Annotated in this window: 26 protein-coding genes; 12 read left to right on the top strand and 14 right to left on the bottom strand. The window is 36.3% G+C overall.

Translation table 11 applies throughout. From position 1 onward, the window contains the following. Positions 1-32: 32 nt before the first annotated feature. Positions 33-968: an Rpn family recombination-promoting nuclease/putative transposase gene (locus MHI10_RS07195; protein WP_340789166.1), complete on the bottom strand. Its 936-nt coding sequence runs from the start codon at positions 966-968 to the stop codon at positions 33-35. Between the two features lie 469 nt (positions 969-1,437). On the opposite strand from MHI10_RS07195, the gene MHI10_RS07190 reads away from it, so the two are divergent. After that, a complete protein-coding gene (locus MHI10_RS07190) occupies positions 1,438-1,833 on the top strand; it encodes a glucosamine 6-phosphate synthetase (RefSeq protein ID WP_340784263.1) in 396 nt (131 codons plus the stop codon). Between the two features lie 285 nt (positions 1,834-2,118). Here the strand turns inward: MHI10_RS07190 and MHI10_RS07185 are convergent, their stop codons facing one another. The 5 genes from MHI10_RS07185 to MHI10_RS07165 form a co-directional block, all read right to left on the bottom strand. Continuing rightward, positions 2,119-2,451, bottom strand: a complete 333-nt coding sequence (locus MHI10_RS07185) for a hypothetical protein (protein WP_340784261.1) — start codon at positions 2,449-2,451, stop codon at positions 2,119-2,121. Positions 2,452-2,543: 92 nt separating this feature from the next. After that, the gene (locus MHI10_RS07180) at positions 2,544-3,122 is read right to left on the bottom strand and encodes a hypothetical protein (RefSeq protein WP_340784260.1); all 579 of its coding nucleotides are present in this window, start codon (positions 3,120-3,122) and stop codon (positions 2,544-2,546) included. A gap of 22 nt (positions 3,123-3,144) precedes the next feature. Further along, positions 3,145-4,473, bottom strand: a complete 1,329-nt coding sequence (locus tag MHI10_RS07175) for a tetratricopeptide repeat protein (protein ID WP_340784257.1) — start codon at positions 4,471-4,473, stop codon at positions 3,145-3,147. A 9-nt stretch (positions 4,474-4,482) separates the two neighbouring features. Continuing rightward, entirely contained in the window at positions 4,483-4,953 is a 471-nt protein-coding gene (locus MHI10_RS07170) for a DUF3916 domain-containing protein (RefSeq protein ID WP_340784255.1), read from the bottom strand. A gap of 18 nt (positions 4,954-4,971) precedes the next feature. Continuing rightward, on the bottom strand, positions 4,972-5,535 hold the full coding sequence (locus MHI10_RS07165) for a hypothetical protein (RefSeq protein WP_340784254.1): 564 nt from the start codon (positions 5,533-5,535) through the stop codon (positions 4,972-4,974). Positions 5,536-5,619: 84 nt separating this feature from the next. Here MHI10_RS07165 and MHI10_RS07160 point away from each other — a divergent pair, with 84 nt between their 5' ends. The 3 genes from MHI10_RS07160 to MHI10_RS07150 all read left to right on the top strand — a co-directional run bounded on the left by MHI10_RS07160 (position 5,620) and on the right by MHI10_RS07150 (position 8,439). Further along, positions 5,620-6,057 carry a DUF4275 family protein gene (locus MHI10_RS07160; protein WP_340784252.1) on the top strand — a complete coding sequence of 146 codons (438 nt, stop codon included), beginning with the start codon at positions 5,620-5,622 and terminating at the stop codon, positions 6,055-6,057. A gap of 56 nt (positions 6,058-6,113) precedes the next feature. Further along, positions 6,114-6,392, top strand: coding sequence for a CPCC family cysteine-rich protein (locus tag MHI10_RS07155; RefSeq protein WP_340784250.1), 279 nt, complete (start codon positions 6,114-6,116; stop codon positions 6,390-6,392). Positions 6,393-6,507: 115 nt separating this feature from the next. Further along, the gene (locus MHI10_RS07150; RefSeq protein ID WP_340784247.1) at positions 6,508-8,439 is read left to right on the top strand and encodes a sigma-70 family RNA polymerase sigma factor; all 1,932 of its coding nucleotides are present in this window, start codon (positions 6,508-6,510) and stop codon (positions 8,437-8,439) included. Between the two features lie 470 nt (positions 8,440-8,909). Here the strand turns inward: MHI10_RS07150 and MHI10_RS07145 are convergent, their stop codons facing one another. Both MHI10_RS07145 and MHI10_RS07140 read right to left on the bottom strand, forming a co-directional pair. Continuing rightward, positions 8,910-10,253: an RNA-guided endonuclease InsQ/TnpB family protein gene (locus tag MHI10_RS07145; RefSeq protein ID WP_340784246.1), complete on the bottom strand. Its 1,344-nt coding sequence runs from the start codon at positions 10,251-10,253 to the stop codon at positions 8,910-8,912. A 129-nt stretch (positions 10,254-10,382) separates the two neighbouring features. Beyond that, positions 10,383-10,583 (bottom strand): hypothetical protein, encoded by a 201-nt coding sequence (locus MHI10_RS07140; RefSeq protein WP_340784244.1) that lies wholly within the window; start codon positions 10,581-10,583, stop codon positions 10,383-10,385. A gap of 483 nt (positions 10,584-11,066) precedes the next feature. Here MHI10_RS07140 and MHI10_RS07135 point away from each other — a divergent pair, with 483 nt between their 5' ends. Together MHI10_RS07135 and MHI10_RS07130 are read left to right on the top strand one after the other, a co-directional pair. After that, the gene (locus MHI10_RS07135; RefSeq protein WP_340784242.1) at positions 11,067-11,444 is read left to right on the top strand and encodes a hypothetical protein; all 378 of its coding nucleotides are present in this window, start codon (positions 11,067-11,069) and stop codon (positions 11,442-11,444) included. Beyond that, positions 11,441-11,836 (top strand): hypothetical protein, encoded by a 396-nt coding sequence (locus MHI10_RS07130; protein ID WP_340784239.1) that lies wholly within the window; start codon positions 11,441-11,443, stop codon positions 11,834-11,836. Before MHI10_RS07135 ends, MHI10_RS07130 begins: the two co-directional genes overlap by 4 nt. Positions 11,837-11,984: 148 nt before the next feature. Here MHI10_RS07130 and MHI10_RS07125 read toward each other — a convergent pair whose 3' ends face one another. Both MHI10_RS07125 and MHI10_RS07120 read right to left on the bottom strand, forming a co-directional pair. Further along, positions 11,985-12,623 (bottom strand): alpha/beta family hydrolase, encoded by a 639-nt coding sequence (locus tag MHI10_RS07125; RefSeq protein WP_340784236.1) that lies wholly within the window; start codon positions 12,621-12,623, stop codon positions 11,985-11,987. A 140-nt stretch (positions 12,624-12,763) separates the two neighbouring features. Continuing rightward, on the bottom strand, positions 12,764-13,021 hold the full coding sequence (locus tag MHI10_RS07120; RefSeq protein ID WP_340784234.1) for an HAD family hydrolase: 258 nt from the start codon (positions 13,019-13,021) through the stop codon (positions 12,764-12,766). 64 nt (positions 13,022-13,085) lie between these two features. Here MHI10_RS07120 and MHI10_RS07115 point away from each other — a divergent pair, with 64 nt between their 5' ends. The 3 genes from MHI10_RS07115 to MHI10_RS07105 are packed head-to-tail and all read left to right on the top strand — an operon-like array spanning position 13,086 to position 14,443. After that, positions 13,086-13,394: a DinB family protein gene (locus MHI10_RS07115; protein ID WP_340784233.1), complete on the top strand. Its 309-nt coding sequence runs from the start codon at positions 13,086-13,088 to the stop codon at positions 13,392-13,394. A gap of 58 nt (positions 13,395-13,452) precedes the next feature. Beyond that, on the top strand, positions 13,453-13,614 hold the full coding sequence (locus MHI10_RS07110) for a hypothetical protein (RefSeq protein WP_340784231.1): 162 nt from the start codon (positions 13,453-13,455) through the stop codon (positions 13,612-13,614). Further along, positions 13,601-14,443, top strand: a complete 843-nt coding sequence (locus tag MHI10_RS07105) for a hypothetical protein (protein ID WP_340784229.1) — start codon at positions 13,601-13,603, stop codon at positions 14,441-14,443. The genes MHI10_RS07110 and MHI10_RS07105 overlap by 14 nt, the downstream gene beginning before the upstream one ends. 199 nt (positions 14,444-14,642) lie before the next feature. Here MHI10_RS07105 and MHI10_RS07100 read toward each other — a convergent pair whose 3' ends face one another. Both MHI10_RS07100 and MHI10_RS07095 read right to left on the bottom strand, forming a co-directional pair. Beyond that, positions 14,643-15,080: a hypothetical protein gene (locus MHI10_RS07100; protein ID WP_445683178.1), complete on the bottom strand. Its 438-nt coding sequence runs from the start codon at positions 15,078-15,080 to the stop codon at positions 14,643-14,645. A 197-nt stretch (positions 15,081-15,277) separates the two neighbouring features. After that, positions 15,278-15,766: a sigma-70 family RNA polymerase sigma factor gene (locus MHI10_RS07095; protein WP_340784226.1), complete on the bottom strand. Its 489-nt coding sequence runs from the start codon at positions 15,764-15,766 to the stop codon at positions 15,278-15,280. Between the two features lie 548 nt (positions 15,767-16,314). On the opposite strand from MHI10_RS07095, the gene proB reads away from it, so the two are divergent. The 3 genes from proB to MHI10_RS07080 are packed head-to-tail and all read left to right on the top strand — an operon-like array spanning position 16,315 to position 19,601. Continuing rightward, on the top strand, positions 16,315-17,397 hold the full coding sequence (proB, locus tag MHI10_RS07090; protein ID WP_340784224.1) for a glutamate 5-kinase: 1,083 nt from the start codon (positions 16,315-16,317) through the stop codon (positions 17,395-17,397). Positions 17,398-17,410: 13 nt separating this feature from the next. Next, entirely contained in the window at positions 17,411-18,676 is a 1,266-nt protein-coding gene (locus MHI10_RS07085; RefSeq protein ID WP_340784222.1) for a glutamate-5-semialdehyde dehydrogenase, read from the top strand. A 37-nt stretch (positions 18,677-18,713) separates the two neighbouring features. Then, the gene (locus MHI10_RS07080) at positions 18,714-19,601 is read left to right on the top strand and encodes a DMT family transporter (RefSeq protein ID WP_340784221.1); all 888 of its coding nucleotides are present in this window, start codon (positions 18,714-18,716) and stop codon (positions 19,599-19,601) included. Positions 19,602-19,676: 75 nt separating this feature from the next. Here the strand turns inward: MHI10_RS07080 and MHI10_RS07075 are convergent, their stop codons facing one another. Further along, positions 19,677-20,882, bottom strand: a complete 1,206-nt coding sequence (locus MHI10_RS07075) for a hypothetical protein (RefSeq protein WP_340784219.1) — start codon at positions 20,880-20,882, stop codon at positions 19,677-19,679. A gap of 135 nt (positions 20,883-21,017) precedes the next feature. Then, positions 21,018-22,139 carry a conserved virulence factor C family protein gene (locus MHI10_RS07070; protein WP_340784216.1) on the bottom strand — a complete coding sequence of 374 codons (1,122 nt, stop codon included), beginning with the start codon at positions 22,137-22,139 and terminating at the stop codon, positions 21,018-21,020. Between the last annotated feature and the right edge of the window lie 11 nt (positions 22,140-22,150).

The raw sequence follows: 22,150 nt of genomic DNA, 5'->3' as shown, positions 1-22,150 counted from the left end.
GTTGTTTGTGCACTTAGTTTAGAAGAAAAGGTTCAAAAACCTATTTCACTCCTAACCTCCTGTACCAATTCGATTGGTTGTTTAGCCACACGTGCAATATCAGCATCCGTAAATCCACTTTCGATTAAACAAATAATTACTTCTTTTATTCCTTCTTCCTTTCCAATTTCAATTCCCTCTGTCAGACCTTCTTCTCTCCCTTCCTCAACCCCAATTTCACGTGCATCTGCTAATCGTGCTTCTTCATCAATTAGGAGCTTTAAACGTGACTGGTAGGCAATGATTGTTTCGGGTGTTTGGCTCAAACTTTCCCACTCATTGAATGCTTCTTTCAAGTTTTCATCTTTCATAGCAAGTTCCTCCAGTTCTTTATAAATGTCATTATACACCTTGGTTTTACGAGCATCGACCATTCCAAGTAGCAATAACCAGCGCGCTAAAATATCTTCTAGTGGATTTAGTTGGTTGTCATGCCACGCTTTTAAGAATTTATTCATCTCTATAAAATGAAGTTCTAACACGTCATCTTTTGGCTTTAATCGTCCGTGTATTGTATCCTCGTGTAAATGAAATGTATTATGATATGAAGGATACTCCTCGAAAATCGTAAAGTTACAAATATTGATTGTTATTGTTGGTAATAATTTGCGGTAACCTTGCCCCTTTTGAAGTTGCGCAACATACAAACGAGACCAATAAAATAATGTACGCTTCAACATATCATTTTGATTCGATATTTGCATTTCTATATTGATAAGCTCACTTTTTTGCGTCTTCACAACAATATCAAGCCGCGACTGTTTATCATCTTTGTATTCACCGCCAACTTCTTGGTTGACGAATAATACTTCCTTGATAGTATCACGACCAGTTTTCTGCAAAATCGCATTTAGGAAAACAATCGTAATCTTTTTATTTTGCTCATTTCCAAATAATTGCTTGAACGCAAAATCTACTTTTAAGTCAATAAACTCGGACAGCGGGATACGTTTTAATGCTTTACGGTTAATAGCATTTCACCTCTTGTAGTTGATTTTATTATAGCATAATTGGAAATTAGTACGTGAATCATTGGGGTGGTACTGGCGGCGTTTAATAATGCGAAGTAAGCGATGTTGAGGTAGAAATTCATGATGTTTATTACTCCGAGCATAATAAATTCATCTGCAAAAATCAAACCAGCTCTTACATTGGTAAACGGGGGAAATTGGCTATTTGCGGTAAAAACAAGATAAAAAAAATGCAATTCAAGGCAAAAAAACCTTCGCAAGTTTCTTTTTAATTTATTACGAATCAATTATAATTATTGTAAATCTAAATTATTTCCCCTGCCGAATGCAGAAGGAATATTTCGTTTGTTCGAGAAATTATTATCTTCATGTAGAAAATATAATATTCCGAATGTTATACTAAGAATATAACTAAGGGGGAGTTTTTATGGAGAAAAAGAAGCGGACAATTTTTTGGATTATTCCGATTGCAATTTTAGGTGCCTTTGTTTACTTTTTTGGTCCAAAAGATACGATTACAGACAATGAATACATAACTTATTTGAAAGCTGCACCATTAACGAGTGATAATCTATTAACAACGGAAGTAGCTCTTTCAAATGTTTGTGAAAATGGTGGCTGGGAATATTTCGAAACAAAAATGTTTGAACGTGTTGTTGAATATAAAGGCGAATGTCAGGTAGATGGAAAGCTTGAGCCTATTAATTTACAATTCATTGTGGAAAAAGATAAATCATCTCATATCATTGGCGCTATGCTCGTTAATAGTTCCCAACAAACGGATGAACAGCGAGATGAGTTTATTCAAGCGTTGAATAAGTGATTAAAGTCAGATAAAATGTAGCTCCTAGTAAAACCCGTTCAGCAATCCGAACGGGTTTTACATGTTTTTAAGCAAGAATGAAAACGTAAAGAGAGCCTGACCATCTTTCGGTACGTAGCAGATCTATTTAGATTTGTTGATTCAATTTATCGATTCTTTCGTATGATGCTGTAAAAACAGACAAAGAGGCTTTGATTCCTTTTGGGAGTCAAAAAGTATACTGTACATCAGTTTATCATTATCCAATTTAATCTCTCCAAACTTCCCTAAAAGCACCTGGAACAACTATTTGCTATACTTCATCGCAAATGTAGATGGCGAAAATACAACTTGATACTGCCTATCTAACTCCAGCTTTACTTTTGCCGTCAGTAGAGCGCCTCGTTCATTATGTTGTTGCTCCAACAAGACACCATTTGACATAATCCCGTCATTTTCCCAGTCAATCCATTTGCCATAATCATATATCCAAGCTTGAAGCTCGTTTTTTAATTCATCCGTTAATGTAAAATCCTCTACGTTTAAATTTGAAAGACAGCGGTCACACCATAATGAATCAGCACTAATATCCGCCTCTACTCTTACTTGTTTAATTTTCTGACATCCACAGAGCTGCATATTATTGTTTTTCTTTTCAATTAAAATTTTATTTTGAAATTCTTACAATGTAAAATACCCGCGCATTTTTCACCAAGTTCATAGGGTAATCCTCAGTCCTCCCAATAAAAAATCGCATCCCATATTAAATAATCCCTTTTCTCTCGCAGTATTGTTGGAATATCCGCTTGAAAAGGTAATAAACGTGAAACATCCTCTTTTCTCAAAATAGTATATTGATATTTCATAAAAAGTCGCTCAAGCCTTTGAACAAGTGGTATAAAAGCAGGTTCAATATGTAAATCAGACAGCTGTGAAAAAACTGATCTCCCGCCACTCAAAGATTTCCCGTCCTTCGCGAAAGTATCAGAACGATCCATCCGACCTATTAACACAACTGGTGCGAGTCGACTAATCGCTACTGCGAGCCCTTCAATTTCTACCGTCCTCGTGTGCTCGTCGTCATTCACTGTAACATGCTCATCCCCATAACAACACCACTCAAAATAAGATGCATAACCACTTCCGAAATGAGCAGGCTCTTCAATCACTTGAATCTTTTCACGTTTTACTTCTGCTATGAGTCGTTTTAAATAGTGGTCTACTTCTTGCTCATTGCGACTCGAGTATGGATAAATATCACCAATCATTTCCCCGGCAATAAGCACTTTTAACTCGTCATTTGAAAACATATTTTTTCCCCCCTTGATATTACTACTCGTATTCCGCATGCCCATGCTGTACGCAACCGAATAAATAACAGCTACTCGTCGGATATAAATCGTAGTCATGTTGTGGAACATAACCTTGGGATAGCTGCTCGAATAATGTTTCAAGCATCATTTGTTCAGCCTGTGATTCCTCTAAACTTTCTTGTTTATCAAGCTCCGTCCAATTTACTTCACATGGTTCCTGCTCGATTTCTTGTATTTCTACTTTCTTTAATACAAGCTGCTTATCAATAAATTGTTGGCAGCGTTCCTCTTCTTGAAGTGCCATTAACACATAGGCATAACGCCTAATGATATAGGTTGCAAGATAGCCGTCCTCCAAGGTATATTCAAACCATTTTTTCGCCAATGCTAGCTCATTTAGTTCCACATATACATCTGCAATTTCTATCGCTCCTACATAATCCTCCATGTCAGGTGTCCAACTCGCAAGCATTGCCGCTGCTTTTTCAAATTGACCAGCTTTAACCCATGCAAATACCTCATATAGCCATGCAAAATTCATATATTCCGTAATTTTACTAAATTGATGGGCAGCTTCATCAAAACGACTTTGATTAAAATAAACGATACCAAGATTATAGATCGCTTCATCCGAATGCTGGAACTGTAAGCTTTTCGTCAAATACATTTCGGCTTCCTTGTACTGTTTCTCAGCTAACGCAATTTCACCAAGCATGTTATATGGGAAATAGGACTGTGGATTTAGCACAAGCACTTCCCTAAGTATACGTTTCGCTGCGTCCACATCCTCCTCCTCTCTCAAATACATCCGTGCTAAGTTGTTTAAACTTTGTACACTCGGTTGTTCCTCCGCAAGTTTTTTAAATAGCGCAAAGGCGTCATCATATTCGTTTTGCTCAAACAAGATTAACGCTTTTGCATTTTCAGACAAATTATTATGTAAATAAAGATCGAGCTTTTCGAAATAATCCATTTCATGTAGCTTCTTATTTAATACCGCTAAAAACTTTGTAACCGCATCGATAACATCCACTACTTCAAATGGCTTCTGCAGCTCAACATTTTGTATAGGGGAGGAAAGCCGAATGCCATCCTGTTGCATTACAAATTGAAGTATTACCTCGTTATGATCTAGAGACACATACGCAAATTCTCGCATCACCCCGTGCCGAGCTAAATCGAGCCACTTGCCAAGCTCCGTCGCCAATTCCACTACTTTCATGGAAGATTCGTCAAAATATATTTTCCCATCCACATAAATTTGAAAATCACCTTTAATCGAGCCGTTTTCAAATGGCCATTTCCCGTTAATTAATTTTCTGTCCTCTAATTGATATTGAAAATACATACAATACTCCTACCTTTCTATGTAACAAATGAACGTTTGCTGCTGTTGTACATCATCGTCAATTACTTCTTCATACATTTTTTGCATCCAATGGATTGAAACGAATGAATCGGCTTGATTTTTCATCTCTCGCCATACTTGCCCATGTTTATGCCGATCAAAAAAGTCTCGATACACTGCTTCATCTTCAAAAATAATCAATTCAGAGCGCCAAAAGTTTTCTGGAAATAGTAACACAGCAATCTTATAGGCTGCACTCGGTTTCTTCTTTTTTAAATTCATTGCACATTCCATTAAATAATTGGATACGATTTTTTGTCCCTTCTGATTTAGGGCCGCTATAAATTGTTGGTTAGCTGGTAACTTAAAATTATAAACCCCAGCGTAAAAATCATTTGGAAAGTGCTGCGACCTATCGCTTAGATGCCGTTCAATTATTCGTAACTTTCGTTTGGTACCTCTTATTTTACTCTTGCGCATAAAAATCTCCTTTTTAAACTACTCTTTTATTACCTTCTCTAAATAACCTTGCAACAATGACTCACTCTGATAATCAGCTTGGTTCGTCACTACCGTAAACCCACTCGCATCATGCTCTGCTATGAGGATGGTCATGTCCTTCATTAAATCGACTGCTGCAAAACCATTTTCATAGTAAATAACATCGTCTTGCGTAATCGCCCATAAATGATTATCAAAGGCATTTTGAAACCATAGTTGAAACGATTGATCAAGCAAGACTTGATTTGTAATCGCTACTGTAAATGTAGGTACCTCTGCTTGAAACATCTTTTGACCAGTTTGCGTTAATACAGTTCTTCCTGAAGCCTTATAACGAATATCAAATCCCATTTCTTGTAAAACCCATTCAAGGCTGTCATAATAACTCTCAAAATATAAATAAAATGGGAACGTATACATCGTTTGTGCGAGTTGCCGCAAACGCCTACTTGTCTGTTCCACATAGTTATCCGCCTCTCCTGCAACAGCATACGCAACATATTCTCCTTTCACTTCAATCAAACCTTCGTATTCCTTATCATATTTCAATAGATTAATCATGCATTGGCCCCTGTTCTAATACTAGAGAAATTTCCATTTTCCATCCATAATGGTAGCATACTCAAATAAAGATTGGAGCAACAAATGGAGAATTTAATCGAACAACTTCAAAGCAAAAACATAAAATTTAAAGCCAGCCCATATTGGGGAATTTATTTTCGATGGCGCTGGGAAAAAGCTTTTGCGAGTCATTTAAAACAATGTGAGAAAGAAAAAATACATCTAAATGGAGATCGTTATTTTAGTGGTTATTTGTGGCATGTATTTAGCTATGATAGAAGACCTTATCTCCTTCAAACTGCCGCAAATGACGCTTTTGACGCCGTTAAAAAGTCGAAATGCTACATATTTTATCAACATTCAGCTGACGTTTTAACAGTAGAACAAGCTGACACATTAAAAGCAGCTCAATTCGTAAATGAAGAAGATGTCTATGTTGTAGACGAACATTTCACATGGACATACGTTGTAACACACGAAAACTATTGTGGTCCATATTTTAGTAAAGTAGATAGCTACTAATCTATCTGCTTAAAAATACTTGTTCAAATACATATTTGTGAGGAGCTAATGACAGTATGAATACTGAATTTTACACATGCCCTTGCTGTGGTTATAAAGCGTTAGAACAATACCCTACTGGAACTTATGAAATTTGTTCGATTTGTTATTGGGAAGATGATCATGTACAGTTCAATGACCCATTTTATGAAGGGGGAGCAAATAGCGTTTCTTTATATGAAGCACAAAGGAATTTTATCCAATTCGGTGCTTCTGAGGCGCTTTTCATTGATTCTGTTCGCAAACCTACAACTTCTGATAAACGGGATGTTCAATTTAAATTAGTTGAATTCTGAAATCATTTCAGTTAGTTTTTTTCAGATCCCCTCTTATACTTTCATAAAATTTTATTTCGATAACTGAAACCTTTTAGACCATCATGATGCTCTAAGTATAGAGGAGGCAAACAACATGACAGATTTAGTAACCAAAGCAATAGCTGGTAATGCGGAGGCAATTGAGCAATTAGTTCATATGCATAAGCCGAATTTAATTGCCTCGGCCTTTTCCTATATGAAAAACTATGAGGAAGCGCAAGATATTGTGCAAGAAACGTTTTTGAATGCATTTCAGTCGCTTCATCATTTGAAAGAGCCTAAATATTTTTCAACGTGGCTCTACAAAATATTGATACGACAATGTTTTAGCACACTAAATCAGCAAAAACGAACACGGCTCATCCAAACTGAGCTACAGCAGCTTCAATTGCTCCAACAGGATGAATCCACTACGTATGACCATTTATACGAAGCATTAGAATCGTTACGACAAGATTATCAAACTGCGCTTCTATTGCATTACTTTTACGATTTCAAGCTCCATGAAATTGCAGCAATGACGAATAAGCCGTTAAATACGGTAAAAATTCAACTACATAGAGCGCGCATACAAGTAAAAAAACAGCTTGAAACAATGAGTAAATCTTCAATCAAACAACAGGATGTGAATAAAATGTTGAAAGAACAATTAAAAAATGCAGCTTTAAAGTTTTTTACCATTCCTGCAAAATATGAACTTTGTATCGATGATTTAGAGAATGAAAAAGCGGTGTTCTATTGGAAGGATGCAAACAGTGAAGAAGGGTATTATGTAGAACTAGACATTCATGGTAAACTGCTATCTCTTTCGCAACCCCCGATTACAACAAATATACGTATTTCTGTAGAGGATCAACAGCGCTTGGCGGAACAATTTTTAACATCTCAATACGTAGAAGCACTTGATTACTTCACTTTGTCAAAAGTTACTGAAAATGAAGACCGCACGCGTTTTCAATTCGAACAAGTCATAGGAGGCTATCCATTAGCAGGCTTTTACTGTTCCATTGAAATCGCCCTTAATGGTGAGGTACTTGATTTTAACTTTAGAGGCTATACAAAAAGTCCTCCTCACCTACCCGAGAATTTGGCGCAGACAGAAACCGTTTTAGACAAGCTTTTCGAGTCGGATTGGACAGTTATCCTGTCTTATTTATCGAGCGAATTATATACTGTTCCTACTTCTGGACTTTACGTGCTCTATGAAAGTCCTATTGTTTACCGCACTTTCAACGCCATGACGGGTGCATATACTTATGAAAGTGAGCAGGATGAAGAAGCTGAAAAAGAAGTATTTTCTCCATTTCCAATTGTGACTCCTAATGTACGCGAAGAAACAATCGAGGCTATTATTGGTGTCAATCCTTCCATGGAAATAGTGCGACAATCCGAAGTGGAACAAGGTGAACAATCCATTGTTTGGCGTGAAAAAGATTGGCAAACACCGAATGATAAATCGATGAACAGCTTTATACACGACCGCTTTGAACAAACTGTAAAAGCTAGAATTAACGTTTCAACGAATCAACTAAAGGGATTTGTTTGGTTCAAGAAACGTACCGGGGACCTTGATTTAACATTTGAGGCATGTCGAAAAATTGCCGTATCGTTTATTACTACGTATTATTTTGAATATGTTCCCTATTTACAAATGAAGCTAGAAAAACCTTCGTTTAATGAGTTACACCGCGCCTTCTTTACATTTTCTATAGCGGTCGACGGGCATAGGTTAGAAGGAGAATTATTTTTACTTTCAATCAATAAAACGACAGGCCATATCGATATGCTGATGACACCAAGAGTAGAAATATCTGCAATCGATGCTTATACATCTGCTCCACTATTAGAGCTATCCGAAGCCAAACATGCGTTAAAAGATGTTGATGCGTTTTTAGAATGGGCTAAAAATTATGATTCGGACGAGCCACAAGAAATTTTAAATTATTCCTTTGGTCATTATGAAACGAAGCAAAGCATTAAAGGAATCAATGCAGTTACAGGGGAGTTAATATTGACGAAGTATTAATAGACGAGGGAAATGCATTGAAATAAGCATTTCCCTTTTCTCTTTATTAAATTGGATTCATTACAACCAACTACACCTTATTTCCTAAAGCTAGTAAAAATAAATGCCCCCAATATTAAACCAATAAGCAGTAGTAACAATATCAGCGTAATCCAATGATGTGGTAATAGTTTAATCAGCCGTCAACATATCCCCACTGAGGTGAAGCTTTTTAGAGGAGGCTTGGGTTTATTACACAGGTCTTCCTTGCCCAATTTGACGTTCTGTGTGACAAGCATCCAAAAGACGCTCCCCAAATACTGTTTTTGGTTGGGTTGGCGATATATTATTGCTTTCCCACTTGCACCACCCCTCCGAAGAAGAGCAGTTCTTTCCTGCAAAAGAAGCCACCACTTAGCATTGCTGGTGTGTGCTACAAGCCCCGACAAGTCGAGTACACAAGGATGGTTGACGCACCCACTAGACCGTGCTTAAGCAGCGGCTTTACGTTTTTGAACTTCTAGTACGAACGGATTTTTAATTTCGAGATGCTCGTCCAGGTCCACAATGTTCGATTTCCTCAATATATTGAATGCTCCATTGATGTCGGCATGTATACACTCTCCTGATAGAGATCGGTATTGCCCACGATTAACTCGCTTCCCGCTAAATACATATTTTTGCTTGTCCCTAGAGGACCAGACAGGCAGTTCATCTTTATCGAGAAAACTTGCCCTCGATGTGTAGCTTTCTTCCTGTTTAGCAAAGCGGATGCCTTCTTTTAAGCACTTATTTTCGATGGCACTTATCAATTTGTTGAACGGAATCTGAACGAAGTGTTGGTTATTCTTTTTGCCGATGTTGCTGTTTTGCTTCCAACCTTCGTTATACCCGACAATAATTGTATCAATGTTCAACGCTTTGATTTTCTTGAATAATATGCCTACTGCTTGAGAGATGTAGCCGTTTATCTGGTTGTTCCGTTTCATCCATAGTTTAGCCAATTGATTCGTGACAACCCGCTTTGAAATCCCATTTTCGATATTTCGTTGTTGGAGCTCACTAATCGCCTTATTGAAGTATCGGTTAATGGATTTCAACTTCTTCCCATTAATTAGGAATGTATCGCCAGCATTCGTTGCACAGCTTATCAATCGATTTACACCTAAATCGCAACTTAATGTATTTTTCGTTGTCGTAGGTTGCTGTTTCATTTGAGTTGCTTGCACTTCATATGTGTAATGCACCTCAAAGAACCGACCGTTTTGCTTCCGTACGATTTCAATGTAAGCGATTTGTTTGTGTAATAAGTTTTTAGGCATACGAATCTTAATCGAACCAAAACGTTTTCGGAACGTAGCATTCATCGGGATAGTCCAGTATCCATCTTTGTCCACCTTAGGAACTTGGTAAATTTCAATGATCCGTTTTTCCGTTGATTTTGAATAATTCGGAAACTGTGGTCGACCCGTATACTTACTTGGGTCCTTTTTCCATGCTTCGAGTGCTTTAAAGAAGTTTTTGGTCTCGCTTCGTAATGTTCTGCGAATTGCCTGCACAGAGTTCGATTGAATGCCCCAATAGTTGATGTCCTGCTTCATGGCAGCGTCTATTTCCTTCATAGTTGCCATTCGATTCTCATTTAAGAAGCTTTGCTTGATTGTATATAAACCAACATTTCTCAATGCTTTATTGCTGTGCGTCATACGCTGGAGCAAACGAAACTCTTTCGCTGTCAATTGAGACCTTCCGATGTTTTGTTTTTGCGTGAAACGTTGAATGTTGTCGAATTTCTTCTTTTTGCGTAACACTTTAATGGCTTTTTTCTTTAACATATTGTTCACCTCCTCTTCTTTTATTCTATCAATCAGAATGTATGTTCGCAAATTTAAGTGATAAACTTAGGCTACCGCCTACCAACATTCATCTCCCACTTACTTATTGGGCTATGCCCTACACATTCCTTAAAGTGGGAGTCTTCTGTCGGGAAATGATAAACACGTCATGAGGCTGGCGAAAAACTGTATATTCTTCACTGTTTTTTCAGTTAATTTATGATTACTTACTCGAACTACAATCAACGCAATCGGCGGTAAAATGGCTGCTAATAAAGACAATTGATTTCGTTCAAATAGCCATGGTGATTGTTGTTTATTATTTTTCATGTTTTACTTCCTTCTTTACTTTTTATTTTAGTTCAGATTATCTTCGAGATAAAACCCAACTTACACCTATAGGAATTACCTAACTACTTCTAAATCGCCTGTTTTGTACTTCGTGTAATGGTCCCATCTACATCAAAAATACGATTTAATGTTTCATATATTCCTCTGATAAGTTATAGCTTTCTTAATATTAACATTAATTGAACGAGAAAATCTTAGGTGTTGGCGACATCGATTTAATATTTGGGCTTTAATTTCCTACGTGTTACTCAAGTTATTGCATACTAAGTTTTACATGAATAACAATTGTAAATACTTACCTTTCGCTGATTTTACACGCTAGTTTCTTTGTTCTACCCTATCATTCGAATGACGAATTGGTCTCAGAGAAATTTATCTGGGTTTATTTTTTAAAAAAGGGGTAATAATATGTACAAACATTTGTACATACTTTGTACATATATTATACTAGGAGGTGAAACTATGAGAGAAGAGGGTGAGTTCATGCCGGCATTTATCGAACAACTAGACATTAAACGTATTGAAAACGAATTACCGAATCATAATCGACTTTTAGCATCTGATTTACGTCACAGTAAGAAGTGGAAAGAATTATTACAGAGTTATGCGACAATTGAAATCATCTCTAGTGGTGAAACCATTGCTCAATTAAATACGCCCGACTTAATTCCCACTTTAATCCGTAAAATCAAGCTACTTGAGCAAGAAGTGGAACAGCTAAAAATTGAGCGTTTATATAGCGAACGTTTACAAGAGAAACTGTTACTAAACGGTACAGCTCTTGAAAATGCAACAAACGCATTATTAGATCAGTATTTAGAAAACGGAGAAATAAAATGACGGTTTCTGAACAATCTTTGCGAAATGCCATTTCTACAATTGCAAGCATTAAAGAAATATCCATGAATCCACAGCATTTGCTATTAGATATTTTTGCCCTATCTAAAGTACCTGCATTTGCTGAAGATGAAAAATTCAATTCTGTACTTCACACAATTACAAAGGCTTTACTTGAGATTGTTCAAAATCCTACAATTGGTGAAAGTTTAAAAAATGATTTTGCTGGCTTTAAGTCGCTTCATAAAAAATCAGACTATCCAACAGACCCACCACATGATGATTTACGGATCGTCTATCATCCTGAAACAGGGCAAGTTTGGCTTGTCGCATTCGGTCATCGATACTTACCGGATGATTTTTACACTCGAATTCGAGCAAGTAAAAGGGTATGACAATATAAATGTCACACCTTTTTATTTTATCTACATTTCTATTTAGACAAAACCCCTGCCATCTTCAATTTAACTAATCAATTACGCCTCGTTGGAATACAGGCAGAAGGTTTCCCCCGAAGTTTTTTTCAAAAATAGCAGCTAGTCCTTAGTTTGATAAAAACTTAGTCATTTCCTCCATAACATGTTCCATAACCATTAGCGAATTTCTCGTGTTAGTAGGTACAATTTCTAAGGAATGATTGGCTCCATCGATTTCGATTAATTTCACATTCTCTTTATAGCGTAGTGCATCGATACACTCTTTAATATAATAATTATCTTCAGTACCTATAATGCATAAAATATCCTTTTGACTATCCATTATACTTTCATGAAACCCTTCTATTTGTAGTAATGGTGTTAAAAGAATTAATTTTACATTTTGATAATAAGCACCCTTGCAATATTTAAAAGCAATGGGTAAGGTGCCTAAAGATTTACCAATAAAGATTACTTGCTCATATTTTTTAATAGAAAGAACTTCCACAATGGCAGAATCAACATCCTCAATAATAATGCTAATAAAGTCTAACGGATTTAGTTTAAAGTGGCTCGAATCATAGGAATAGTGAATTTGAACAACATCATAATCCGCCTCAATCATTTGCATAGTTGAGTAATATAACAATAGTTTTTCATATGTATAGGCTGTACCTGATAGCATGATGCAAATCGTCGTTGAATCCCTATTAATATAGGTGTATTCAACATTCCTGGATTTTGATTCTAATTTTGAAACTTTCATTTATATTGCCCCTTTCTCATATACTTAGATCAAAACTTACGCTAAATTCCTGTAACATAGCAGTTACAAAGAATACTATCCAATATGGATTATATGGGCTACATTTTTATATAAAAACATTTTAATAATCGTGTTAATACTCAAATTAATTTAAAGCGCTTTAGTGCCCATACAATACCATCTTCACCAGAATATTCCGTAATAAAATTAGCAATTGACTTTAATTTTTCATTTGCGTTTCCCATCGCAATACCTAAGTTTACATTTTCTAAGATATAAAATGGTCTACCAGTTGCTGCAACCACATGAAAGCCATTGCCTAACAACTTCTCAATCGCCTGTCTTGTATTTTGTGAAATGGTCCCATCTACATCAAAAAATATGATTCTATCTTTCATCCATTCTTTCGATAAGTTATAATTCCCCTAATATTAACATTAATAGAATAGAACGAGGTGCACAATGTTATCTTTATTTCAATACAACTGGCAAGTAAGGGAAAATTGGCTAAATTGGTGCCAGTCTATATGTGCAAAAGAATTCCACAAAGAACGTATTGGTAGGATGAAAAGTATACGCAATACACTTATACATATAGTAGATTGTGAATTACTTTGGCTAAATTCAATGATAGATAAAAACATCCTTTTCGAAACGCGAAATTCTATTAAAGAATTAAAAGATATATTGGCATACTCTGCCTTTGTAAAATCCCATACTGAATCCTTTATTGAACAAGTAGCTTTGAGAAAATTAAATCAAAATTATTGAAGTGAAACGCCGTGATGGTACTCTATTACACTTTACTCAATAAAAGATAATAGCACATATGATTACTCACGAAATTCATCATATTGGACAATTATCTATTTGGGCTAGAGAACTACAGTTAAAACCCGTTTCTTCGGATTTAATTATAAGAAATTATGATTTTTCCGAGGTACATGCTGATCACACTTTGTTAGGAGGAAGCAGCAATGAAAATAATTGATTACGTTACACCTTTTTTAGAAAAGTATGAGGCAACCTCGGATTATTATGAAGCATATTTTCAAAAATACCCGGAAGCATTTGATTTTTATTTTCGATTTCATTGTAAAAATAAAGGAGAAAAGCTATGCATTGCTTTACAGCAGCATTCAAATAAACTCGACGAACTAAACTTTGTAAAAGATCGGATTTTAACGCATCTAAGTGCTATTACAACTATCTATGAAAATATGTTCGATATTACGTTTACAGAAGCTGTCCATATTTTCGTAGGTTTAGGTGGCTCAAATGCTTATACGACGCATTCTATGAATCCCGAAGTAGCATTTTGTGTAGAGCGGATACCATCTTTAGATTCTGGCATTCGTACTTTAATTGCTCATGAATTCGGCCATGCTGTGCATCATATTGTAACACTTCAAAACGGTGTGGAGATTGGTCAAATTGATTGGAGTAGCCCGTATACATGGCTTATCCAAGAAGGTATGGCAACATATTTATCTACCCAAGTCGTTGAAGCAAAAATGGACATTTACTTCGTATTTGAGCGGGATAAAGCTTGGCTAGACTATGCTCAGACGAATAAAGCAAAGATTATTGCCGCCTTTCAACACGATTTAGAGCAGTTGTCTACACAGGAGATTTTTATAGAGTGGTTTTCAATTAATGGTGGAGAGCGTTTTGGTTATACGCGTTTAGCTTACTATATTGGTTATGAAGTCGTTCGTATAGTTGTAGACCACATCGGTACCGATGACACAATATTATTATGGCTGCAACCAAATTTTAAAGAGCGAATAACGAGTTTACTAAAGGAATTAGCAAACTAAAATAATTAATGTTCAAAAGTGTTGCTTTTTAAATAAATGATAATAATAAATGACGACCTGTACCCCATTTTAGACACACTAAATAATGAGGTACAGTTTTTCTATGGAATCTAATAGAAGTAGTCCAAGCAAGTTTGATGCTACTATTTATTAAACATCCATTTTTATTTATCCTAAACTAATAATTGACTCATCACAATTAATTCACCTTTAGGACCTTGGCGGCGCACCCCGTAATCCTTAAATCCACATTTCTTATAAAGATTTTGTGCAGCAGTATTTGCAATATTAACAGCAAGTACGATTTCATTAATATGAGAGTAATTATCTTGAACATACAATGGGAGTAACTGCAATGCTTTTTTGCATAGCCTTTCCCCTGTTCATGAACATCTGTTGAAAACGCTCGTACTAAAATAGCATTACTATTGTCTGAATACGGTGCCACCCCTTCATGTTCATGTAAATCAAAATACGTGACAAGCTTTCCTTCAACTATTGCCAATATAGGCGCTCGACTAGTGCTTAATAACTTTATACATTCACGTGGATGTCCTGTAAATTGTAGCTGACTTTCAACTAATTGATAACCGTTGATTAATTCTTGATACGATGTGTTAAATGATTGTAATTTCATGACTAACCTCCAAAAAAGAACTTATGTTCCTATAATAACTTATTATTCTAAATATTTCAATATCCATTAATGTAATATCTTTGTCTAAACCAAAACCTTTGAAAATTTCATTTAACATCCCTCTTTTTTCGGAAATAGATTTATTAGCGTCATAGTATCCTTTACATATAATACTTTCTGCTAAAATTTCTCCCCAGCTATTTCATTTCACCCATTAACATTTCCCTCACCTTTTTCACTAAGCGCTGCCTCCGCTTTTTAACCGCTTCTTCTGTACTCCCCAGCATTTTCGCAATGTCGCGATTTGTTCTGTCTTCAAAAAAAGCGAGCTTCAACAACACTCTTTCCTGTTCAGGGAGAAGCATCAACCATTCGATTTCTTTGAATTCATCAACTGCTGTGCTCTGTTCATCTAAAGCGAATTGAAATTGCGTTTCCTCTAATACACTTTCAAACTCAGAAATTTGATTCGATTGAGATATTTCTTTCACCATTTTAAATTTAATCATCATAAATGCGAACGGTTCAAATGCCGATTTCTTTGGATCATATTTAATTGTGGCTTCCCAAAGTGCAATTCGTCCCAACTGATAAAACTCCTCGAAATTGCGATAAATTTTTAAATGAAACACCGCTTGATTAATTAGCTTTTCATGTTCTTCAAATACTGTTTCAAAGTTCTGCATTGCAGTTATCCTTTTAGCTGTGCACAACTGATTATTCCTAGGTACCTTTAAAGTAATGGAATGCCCCTCTCATTATCAAAATGCACTTTTTTAAAAAAAGGCCTCAAATAGAAACTTTCGAGGTGAAAAACAGGTGAAATTGTATACCGAGGTGGTAAAAAGTAGAAATAATAGACCTTTTAAAGATAATTATTCCCCCTTTAAAAATTGATCCACTAAACTATTTCTACTATTTAGATATTGACAAAAACCATTAAATCCTTCATGCTATTAGAAAATGTAAAGGCAAATTGAAGAATAGTAAATGGCAATTAGCTATCAAGAGAGCAGATTCCACTGGCTGAAAGAATCGCGTAGCAAAACCCATCGAACCTACTTGAACATGCTCCTATAAAACTAGGCGCCGACTCAGCGTTATGAGACAAAGTGGAATGTATTTTTGCATTCAAATTAGGTGGTACCACGGAAAAGCACTTTTCGTCCTATTTATTTAGGAGGAGAAGCGCTTTTTTTGTTATTTATTGAGTTATTTTGAGGGGGCTAATAAATTGGAAAAGAAACGAATTGTCGTAAAAATTGGGAGTAGCTCTTTAACAAATACTAAAGGCGAAATTGACCAACTAAAAATTACCGACCATATCGCGGCGCTCGCTACACTAAAAAATGCGGGGCATGAAGTGATATTAGTGTCATCTGGAGCTGTCGCTGCGGGGTTTCATAAATTAGGTTATTCATCACGACCAGTCACAATTAAAGGCAAACAAGCCGCTGCTGCTGTTGGGCAAAGTGTATTAATTCAAGCTTACAGCGACGGGTTTGCACAGTTTCAAGTAACGCCCGCGCAAATTTTATTAACCCGCTCAGACTTTAGTGATAAAAAGCGTTACAAAAATGCGACTGCAACACTTTCTGAACTAATGGAGCGCTCCATTTTACCAATCATAAATGAAAATGATACGGTTTCTGTTGAAGAACTGACGTTTGGCGATAATGACATGCTTTCTGCCCTTGTAAGCGGACTTGTTCATGCCGATCAGCTCATCATATTAACGGATGTCAACGGGCTGTACACGGCAAATCCATTAACAAATGCAGATGCCGTTCGGATAAATCAAATTGAAGAAGTGACCGATGAAATGCTCGGCTTTGCGGACGGCACAGGCTCGAAAGTTGGCACAGGTGGGATGGAGTCTAAATTATTTGCTGCCAAACATGCGATGAATGCTGGTGTTGATGTGTTTATCGGAACGGGCGAAGGTTCAAATAAATTACTTGAGATTTCTGAAGGCAATGGGGATGGGACGTATTTCACTCGCAATGAAAAATCAATTCCTCGTCATAAACAATGGGTCGCCTTTACACAAGTAATGGGCAAATTATTTATCGATGAAGGTGCCGTACAAGCGCTTCAACATGGTGGCAAGAGCTTACTACCTGCTGGAATTTATGCCTTTGAAGGACAATTTGAAAAAGGCGATGTTGTCGAAGTGTATGACCGCCATACATGTATCGGTCGAGGTGAAATATTATATTCTGCAAATGAATTGGAACAAGCGATGGGCAAACGAACGAGTGAGCTAGCGAACTTGCCAATCGAGGTCATTCACCGAAATCAATGGGTGGAAATTTAAGGAGGCTTTTATAATGACGAATTTGATAATTGAAAATGAAGTAATTGCAAAAGGAAAGCGCGCAAAATTGGCAAGCTTTGAAACGAATATGAAAACGACTGCTGAAAAAAATGAAGCATTACTAAGCATTGCGGAACAGCTACTTCAAGATACCGAAAATATTATAGTAGAAAATCAAAAAGATATTCAAAACGGGCAAGCAACTGGCTTAAGCGAATCGGTTTTAGACCGCATTTTACTCGATGAAAAACGCATCCTTGCGATGAGTGACGCCATTCGCCAGTTAGTGGAACTTCAAGATCCTGTTGGTGAAGTATTAGAAGAAATCACAAAGGAAAATGGTTTAAAAATTATCAAAAAACGGGTGCCTCTTGGTGTCATTGGCATGATTTATGAGGCCCGTCCAAATGTAACAATTGATGCTGCTACCCTTTCGTTAAAAACAGGGAATGCCGTAATATTACGCGGAAGCTCTTCTGCTAAGCACTCTAATATTGCGTTAGTCGCGTCGATTCATCAGGCACTTAAAAAAGTAAATTATCCTGAAGATGCCGTTCTATTAATCGAGGATACGAGCCGCGAAACAGCGAAAACATTATTTACATTAAATGAATACTTAGACGTACTCATCCCTCGCGGTGGAAAAAACTTAATCGATTTAGTCGTTCGAGAAGCAAGTGTTCCTGTTCTTGAAACAGGCGCTGGGAACTGTCATGTTTTCATAGACCATTCTGCCAACCTTGAAATGGCTCGTAATGTCGTTAAAAATTCAAAAACACAACGTCCATCTGTTTGTAATACTACGGAAAGTGTTTTGATTCATGAAGACTTTTTTGCACAACACGGAAAAGAGTTCCTCCACTATTTATCGAACCTTGGCATTCAAATTTATGGTGATACACATGTATGTAATGTTTTGAAAGAAGCACTACCTGCATCAGATGAGCAATATGCGGAGGAATTTTTAGCGCTGACAGTAAGTGTGAAAGTTGTTGAAAACGTTGTTGAGGCGGTAAAACATATTAATCGATTTGGTACAAAGCATTCAGAAGCCATTCTGACTGAGGATCTACACAATGCAAACGTATTTTTAAACTCAGTGGATGCTGCTGCGGTTTACCATAATGCATCGACGCGCTTTACAGATGGCTTTGAGTTTGGCTACGGTGCTGAAATTGGCATTTCTACGCAAAAATTACATGCGCGCGGTCCAATGGGCTTACCTGCACTTACATCAACAAAATATTTTATTACGGGCAACGGACAAATTAGAAATTAAAGCTTTTTACAACCCCTAAGAAAGTGAGCGTTTCTATATGAATATACAGGCAATTGTTAAACTGAGTATTGCAATGGCGATATTTGGTTCGATCGGATTTTTTACAACGCAAACCGGATTACCCGCTGTTGAGCTCGTATTTATTCGCTGTATTTGTGCAACGCTCTTTTTAGGTAGTCTTTGGATTTTGACTGGTGGACATAAAACAGAAGTGTGGCAAAAGTCGGAAGTATTAAAAACAATCCTTTGTGGTGTTTTTATCGTATTAAACTGGGTATTTTTATTCAAAGCTTTTGAAGTAATGTCGATTTCGGTAGCCATTTCGATTTATAATTTAGCGCCTATTTTTGTTTTAATGCTCGGATCGCTATTATTAGCTGAAAAAATGAGTGTGCGTTCCATAATGGCAACGGTTATTTGTTTCTTCGGTAGTTTATTAATTATCGGTTTAGATAGCTTTACTTCACCGGCGCAATTTCTAAACTCAGGCTTTGTATGGGCGCTACTTTCCGCCATTTTTTACGCACTAACAATGTTTACAAGTAAAACGATTCAAGGGCTATCATCGTATGCGCTAACTTTTATCCAGACAATAGTTGGCATCGTGATGCTGTTCCCGCTCTGTGATTTTACAGCTTTCGAAAGTTTAACGCAGCGCAACTGGCTTTTCATTTTGGGCACAGGCTTTATCCATACCGGCTTTGTTTACTATTTATTTTTTGATAGCATCCGAAACTTATCCACAGTACTCGTTTCGGTACTCGTCTTTGTCGATCCGGTCGTTGCCATTTTATTAGATGCCATTTTATTATCATTCCGCCCTACTTTACTACAAACTTTTGGCATCATTTTAATTTTTGGTAGCATCCTTTATACCGTGTTCGTACCCGAACAGAAGGTGAAGCTAGTCGAACCTTCAACGTAACAGTTAAATTTCCATAATATGCCCTAAATAGGACGCGCTTTAGTTCACTATTTAGGGCTTTTATACGAGTCCCCTTTAGTGAAGTACAGCGCTTTCATCTAGGATAAATACATAATCCGCAAACCAAATTGGTTCTAAAAGTTCGCTTTCCCCAGTATATAAGACTGTAATTTTAATATTTTTTTCACTTTTGAATTTCAATACAGCATTTTTCCAATTTTCTTCTGTTGGGCAATAGTCAAAGAAACGTTCATTGCAGAGCAAATAGATTTTCCCCGAAGCACTAGAAAGTTCAAGTTTTAATAACGTAAAGGCAAAATTAAGTGCTTTTTTAAAACCGATTGCACCATCTCCCCCAATAAAAGAATTATTCATTTCAAAGTATTTCTGAAAATCTAACTTTCCCTTTAAAATTACCGTTTCTTGATTGATTTGATGCGCAAAAGGTAAATACATAAAATCATGATTACTTTGTTTTGATAAATCTACTAACGCTAAAGCAATACTTGTTTGTAAATTTCCAAATGCCTGCATCGATTGATCTTGCTGCACACAAAAAATAAATGTAGAATCCGCACTATTGCCTTCTTTTTTATGAAACGTTACGAACTCAGCCGTACTCATTTTTTCCTTCAATAAATAGATTTCAGAAAAATGGTCGCTCTCTAATATATGAAATAATCGATCAATTTCCGATGGATTTAATTGCACCCAAAATGTTGCTCCGAGTACTTGTTCCGCAGCCTTCAATTGTTCAATTGTATGAACAATTATTTCATCAGTAAAATCAATAAATGGTTGTAAATAGTTATTTTCGATTTGACGGAACCCTTCATTAATGCGTTCATGTTTATGAACAACATCATTTTTCATGAATGACTCTGATTCAATCAGGCTTGAAAAATCCACTTTATTGTAAATCCATTTTTCCATTTTCTTCACAATAATTGAGGCTACGATAAAATTCCTTATTGGCGAAACGCTGAAAAAAGGTATGTTTTTTATGAATTGTTCTTGATATGAGAAAGTTTCAATTAGAAATTGCCTTGGTTCTCTTAAAATACCGTTCTCGTTCATAAATAAGATTTGATGATTTTGACTTAGTTCAAGCAATGACCAAATATCTTGAATAAAATGGAGATAATAATCATTTTTAATTTCTTCTATTACATTTGAGCTATTTTTTTCGAAATATAATAAATAGTTACTGAACAATTTATTTTTTAACGCAACCTCATGATTTAAAATTAGTTCTTGTTCTATCAAATCAATTAACTCCATATTTTCCCCTCCTACTCTATAATATAGATTATATTCCACAAATTTACTATTCATGTTTCACAAATTATCGATATTATATAGTTAAATAAGAAGAATGACATTTCGATACGTGATCAAAATGTCATTCTTCTATTTTTATTGATTTCTTAATTCCGTCATTTGCTTCCAAACCGAACCTTGTGCTTCTTTACCTTGTTCAATTCTTGCTAATGCCATTTTCGCTTGTAGTTTCACTTCAAATTCTTTATCTTCACTTGCAATTTTTAATGCTTCGATAGCTGCGTCTGTTCCTGTTTCAAATAGGTACATCGCTGCACGCCAACGAACTAATTTATTTTTGTCTGCTAAAGCTTCAATCATCGCCTGTTCAAACTCTAGTAAACCTAAGTCACTCATGCAATCTCCAGCCGTACGTCGAACAGCCGCGCTTTTATCTTGTATCGCCTTCGTTAACGCTGGTACAACAGCCACATCTTCAATCATCCCTAAATAAATCGTTGCGAGGCGGCGTACAGACATTTGCTCATCCTTTAGCGCTTCTTCTAAAAGTGGAATATCTTTCACTTCTGGATCAGGAATTTGATCTAATAACTGGAAGCGTTGTTGCCAATCGCTAATTTGCATATATTGTGCTAACGAAACTTCCTTGCGACTTACTGCAACCGTACGAACTGGTTCATTGGCTACTTCGATAATTTTCTCTAAACGTTCCTGCGGATAAAGTGCTTCAACTTCTTTTAATACCTCTTCTGCTACTTGCGTTTTATCTCCATAACGAACACCAAAATCAATCCATTTGCGTTCAAAAATATAGTTTTCGTCTGTTCCGTGCAATTGAAGTTGTTCAAATGCCTCTAAAAAGCGTTTTCCTGCACTAATACGGATTTCTCCCTCACCATCAAAAGCTTTTACTTGTAAAGGAATCCCTTTATACATTTGTACATGCACATTCACTTCACCGAAATGTTCATTTACTTGCTGTTGCTGTTCAGCTTGTGCGTCTTCACCTAACGCCTTGCGAATGCCTGCTAAAATCGTTTCCCACGCAAATTTCGCATTTCTCTCAACAGCCATGAAATTTGCGACGTGATAAATACCCTTTACGCCTTCCACTGCAAATATCGCTTGAATTTCCTTTGAAGCTTGTTCAATATTTTCTTTTGAATAATTAAAACTTTTACCAAACGGTAGCTCTTGATCAATGACAATTTTCATTGAATTAGGACTTGGTGTTGGCTCGATTAGAATAATTTTCATACGTATGTCTC

The sequence above is a fragment of the Solibacillus sp. FSL K6-1523 genome, from assembly GCF_038005225.1.
Lineage (GTDB): Bacteria > Bacillota > Bacilli > Bacillales_A > Planococcaceae > Solibacillus.
The sequence above is the reverse complement of the archived record's forward strand: the minus strand, read 5'-3'. Positions and strand labels throughout refer to the sequence as shown.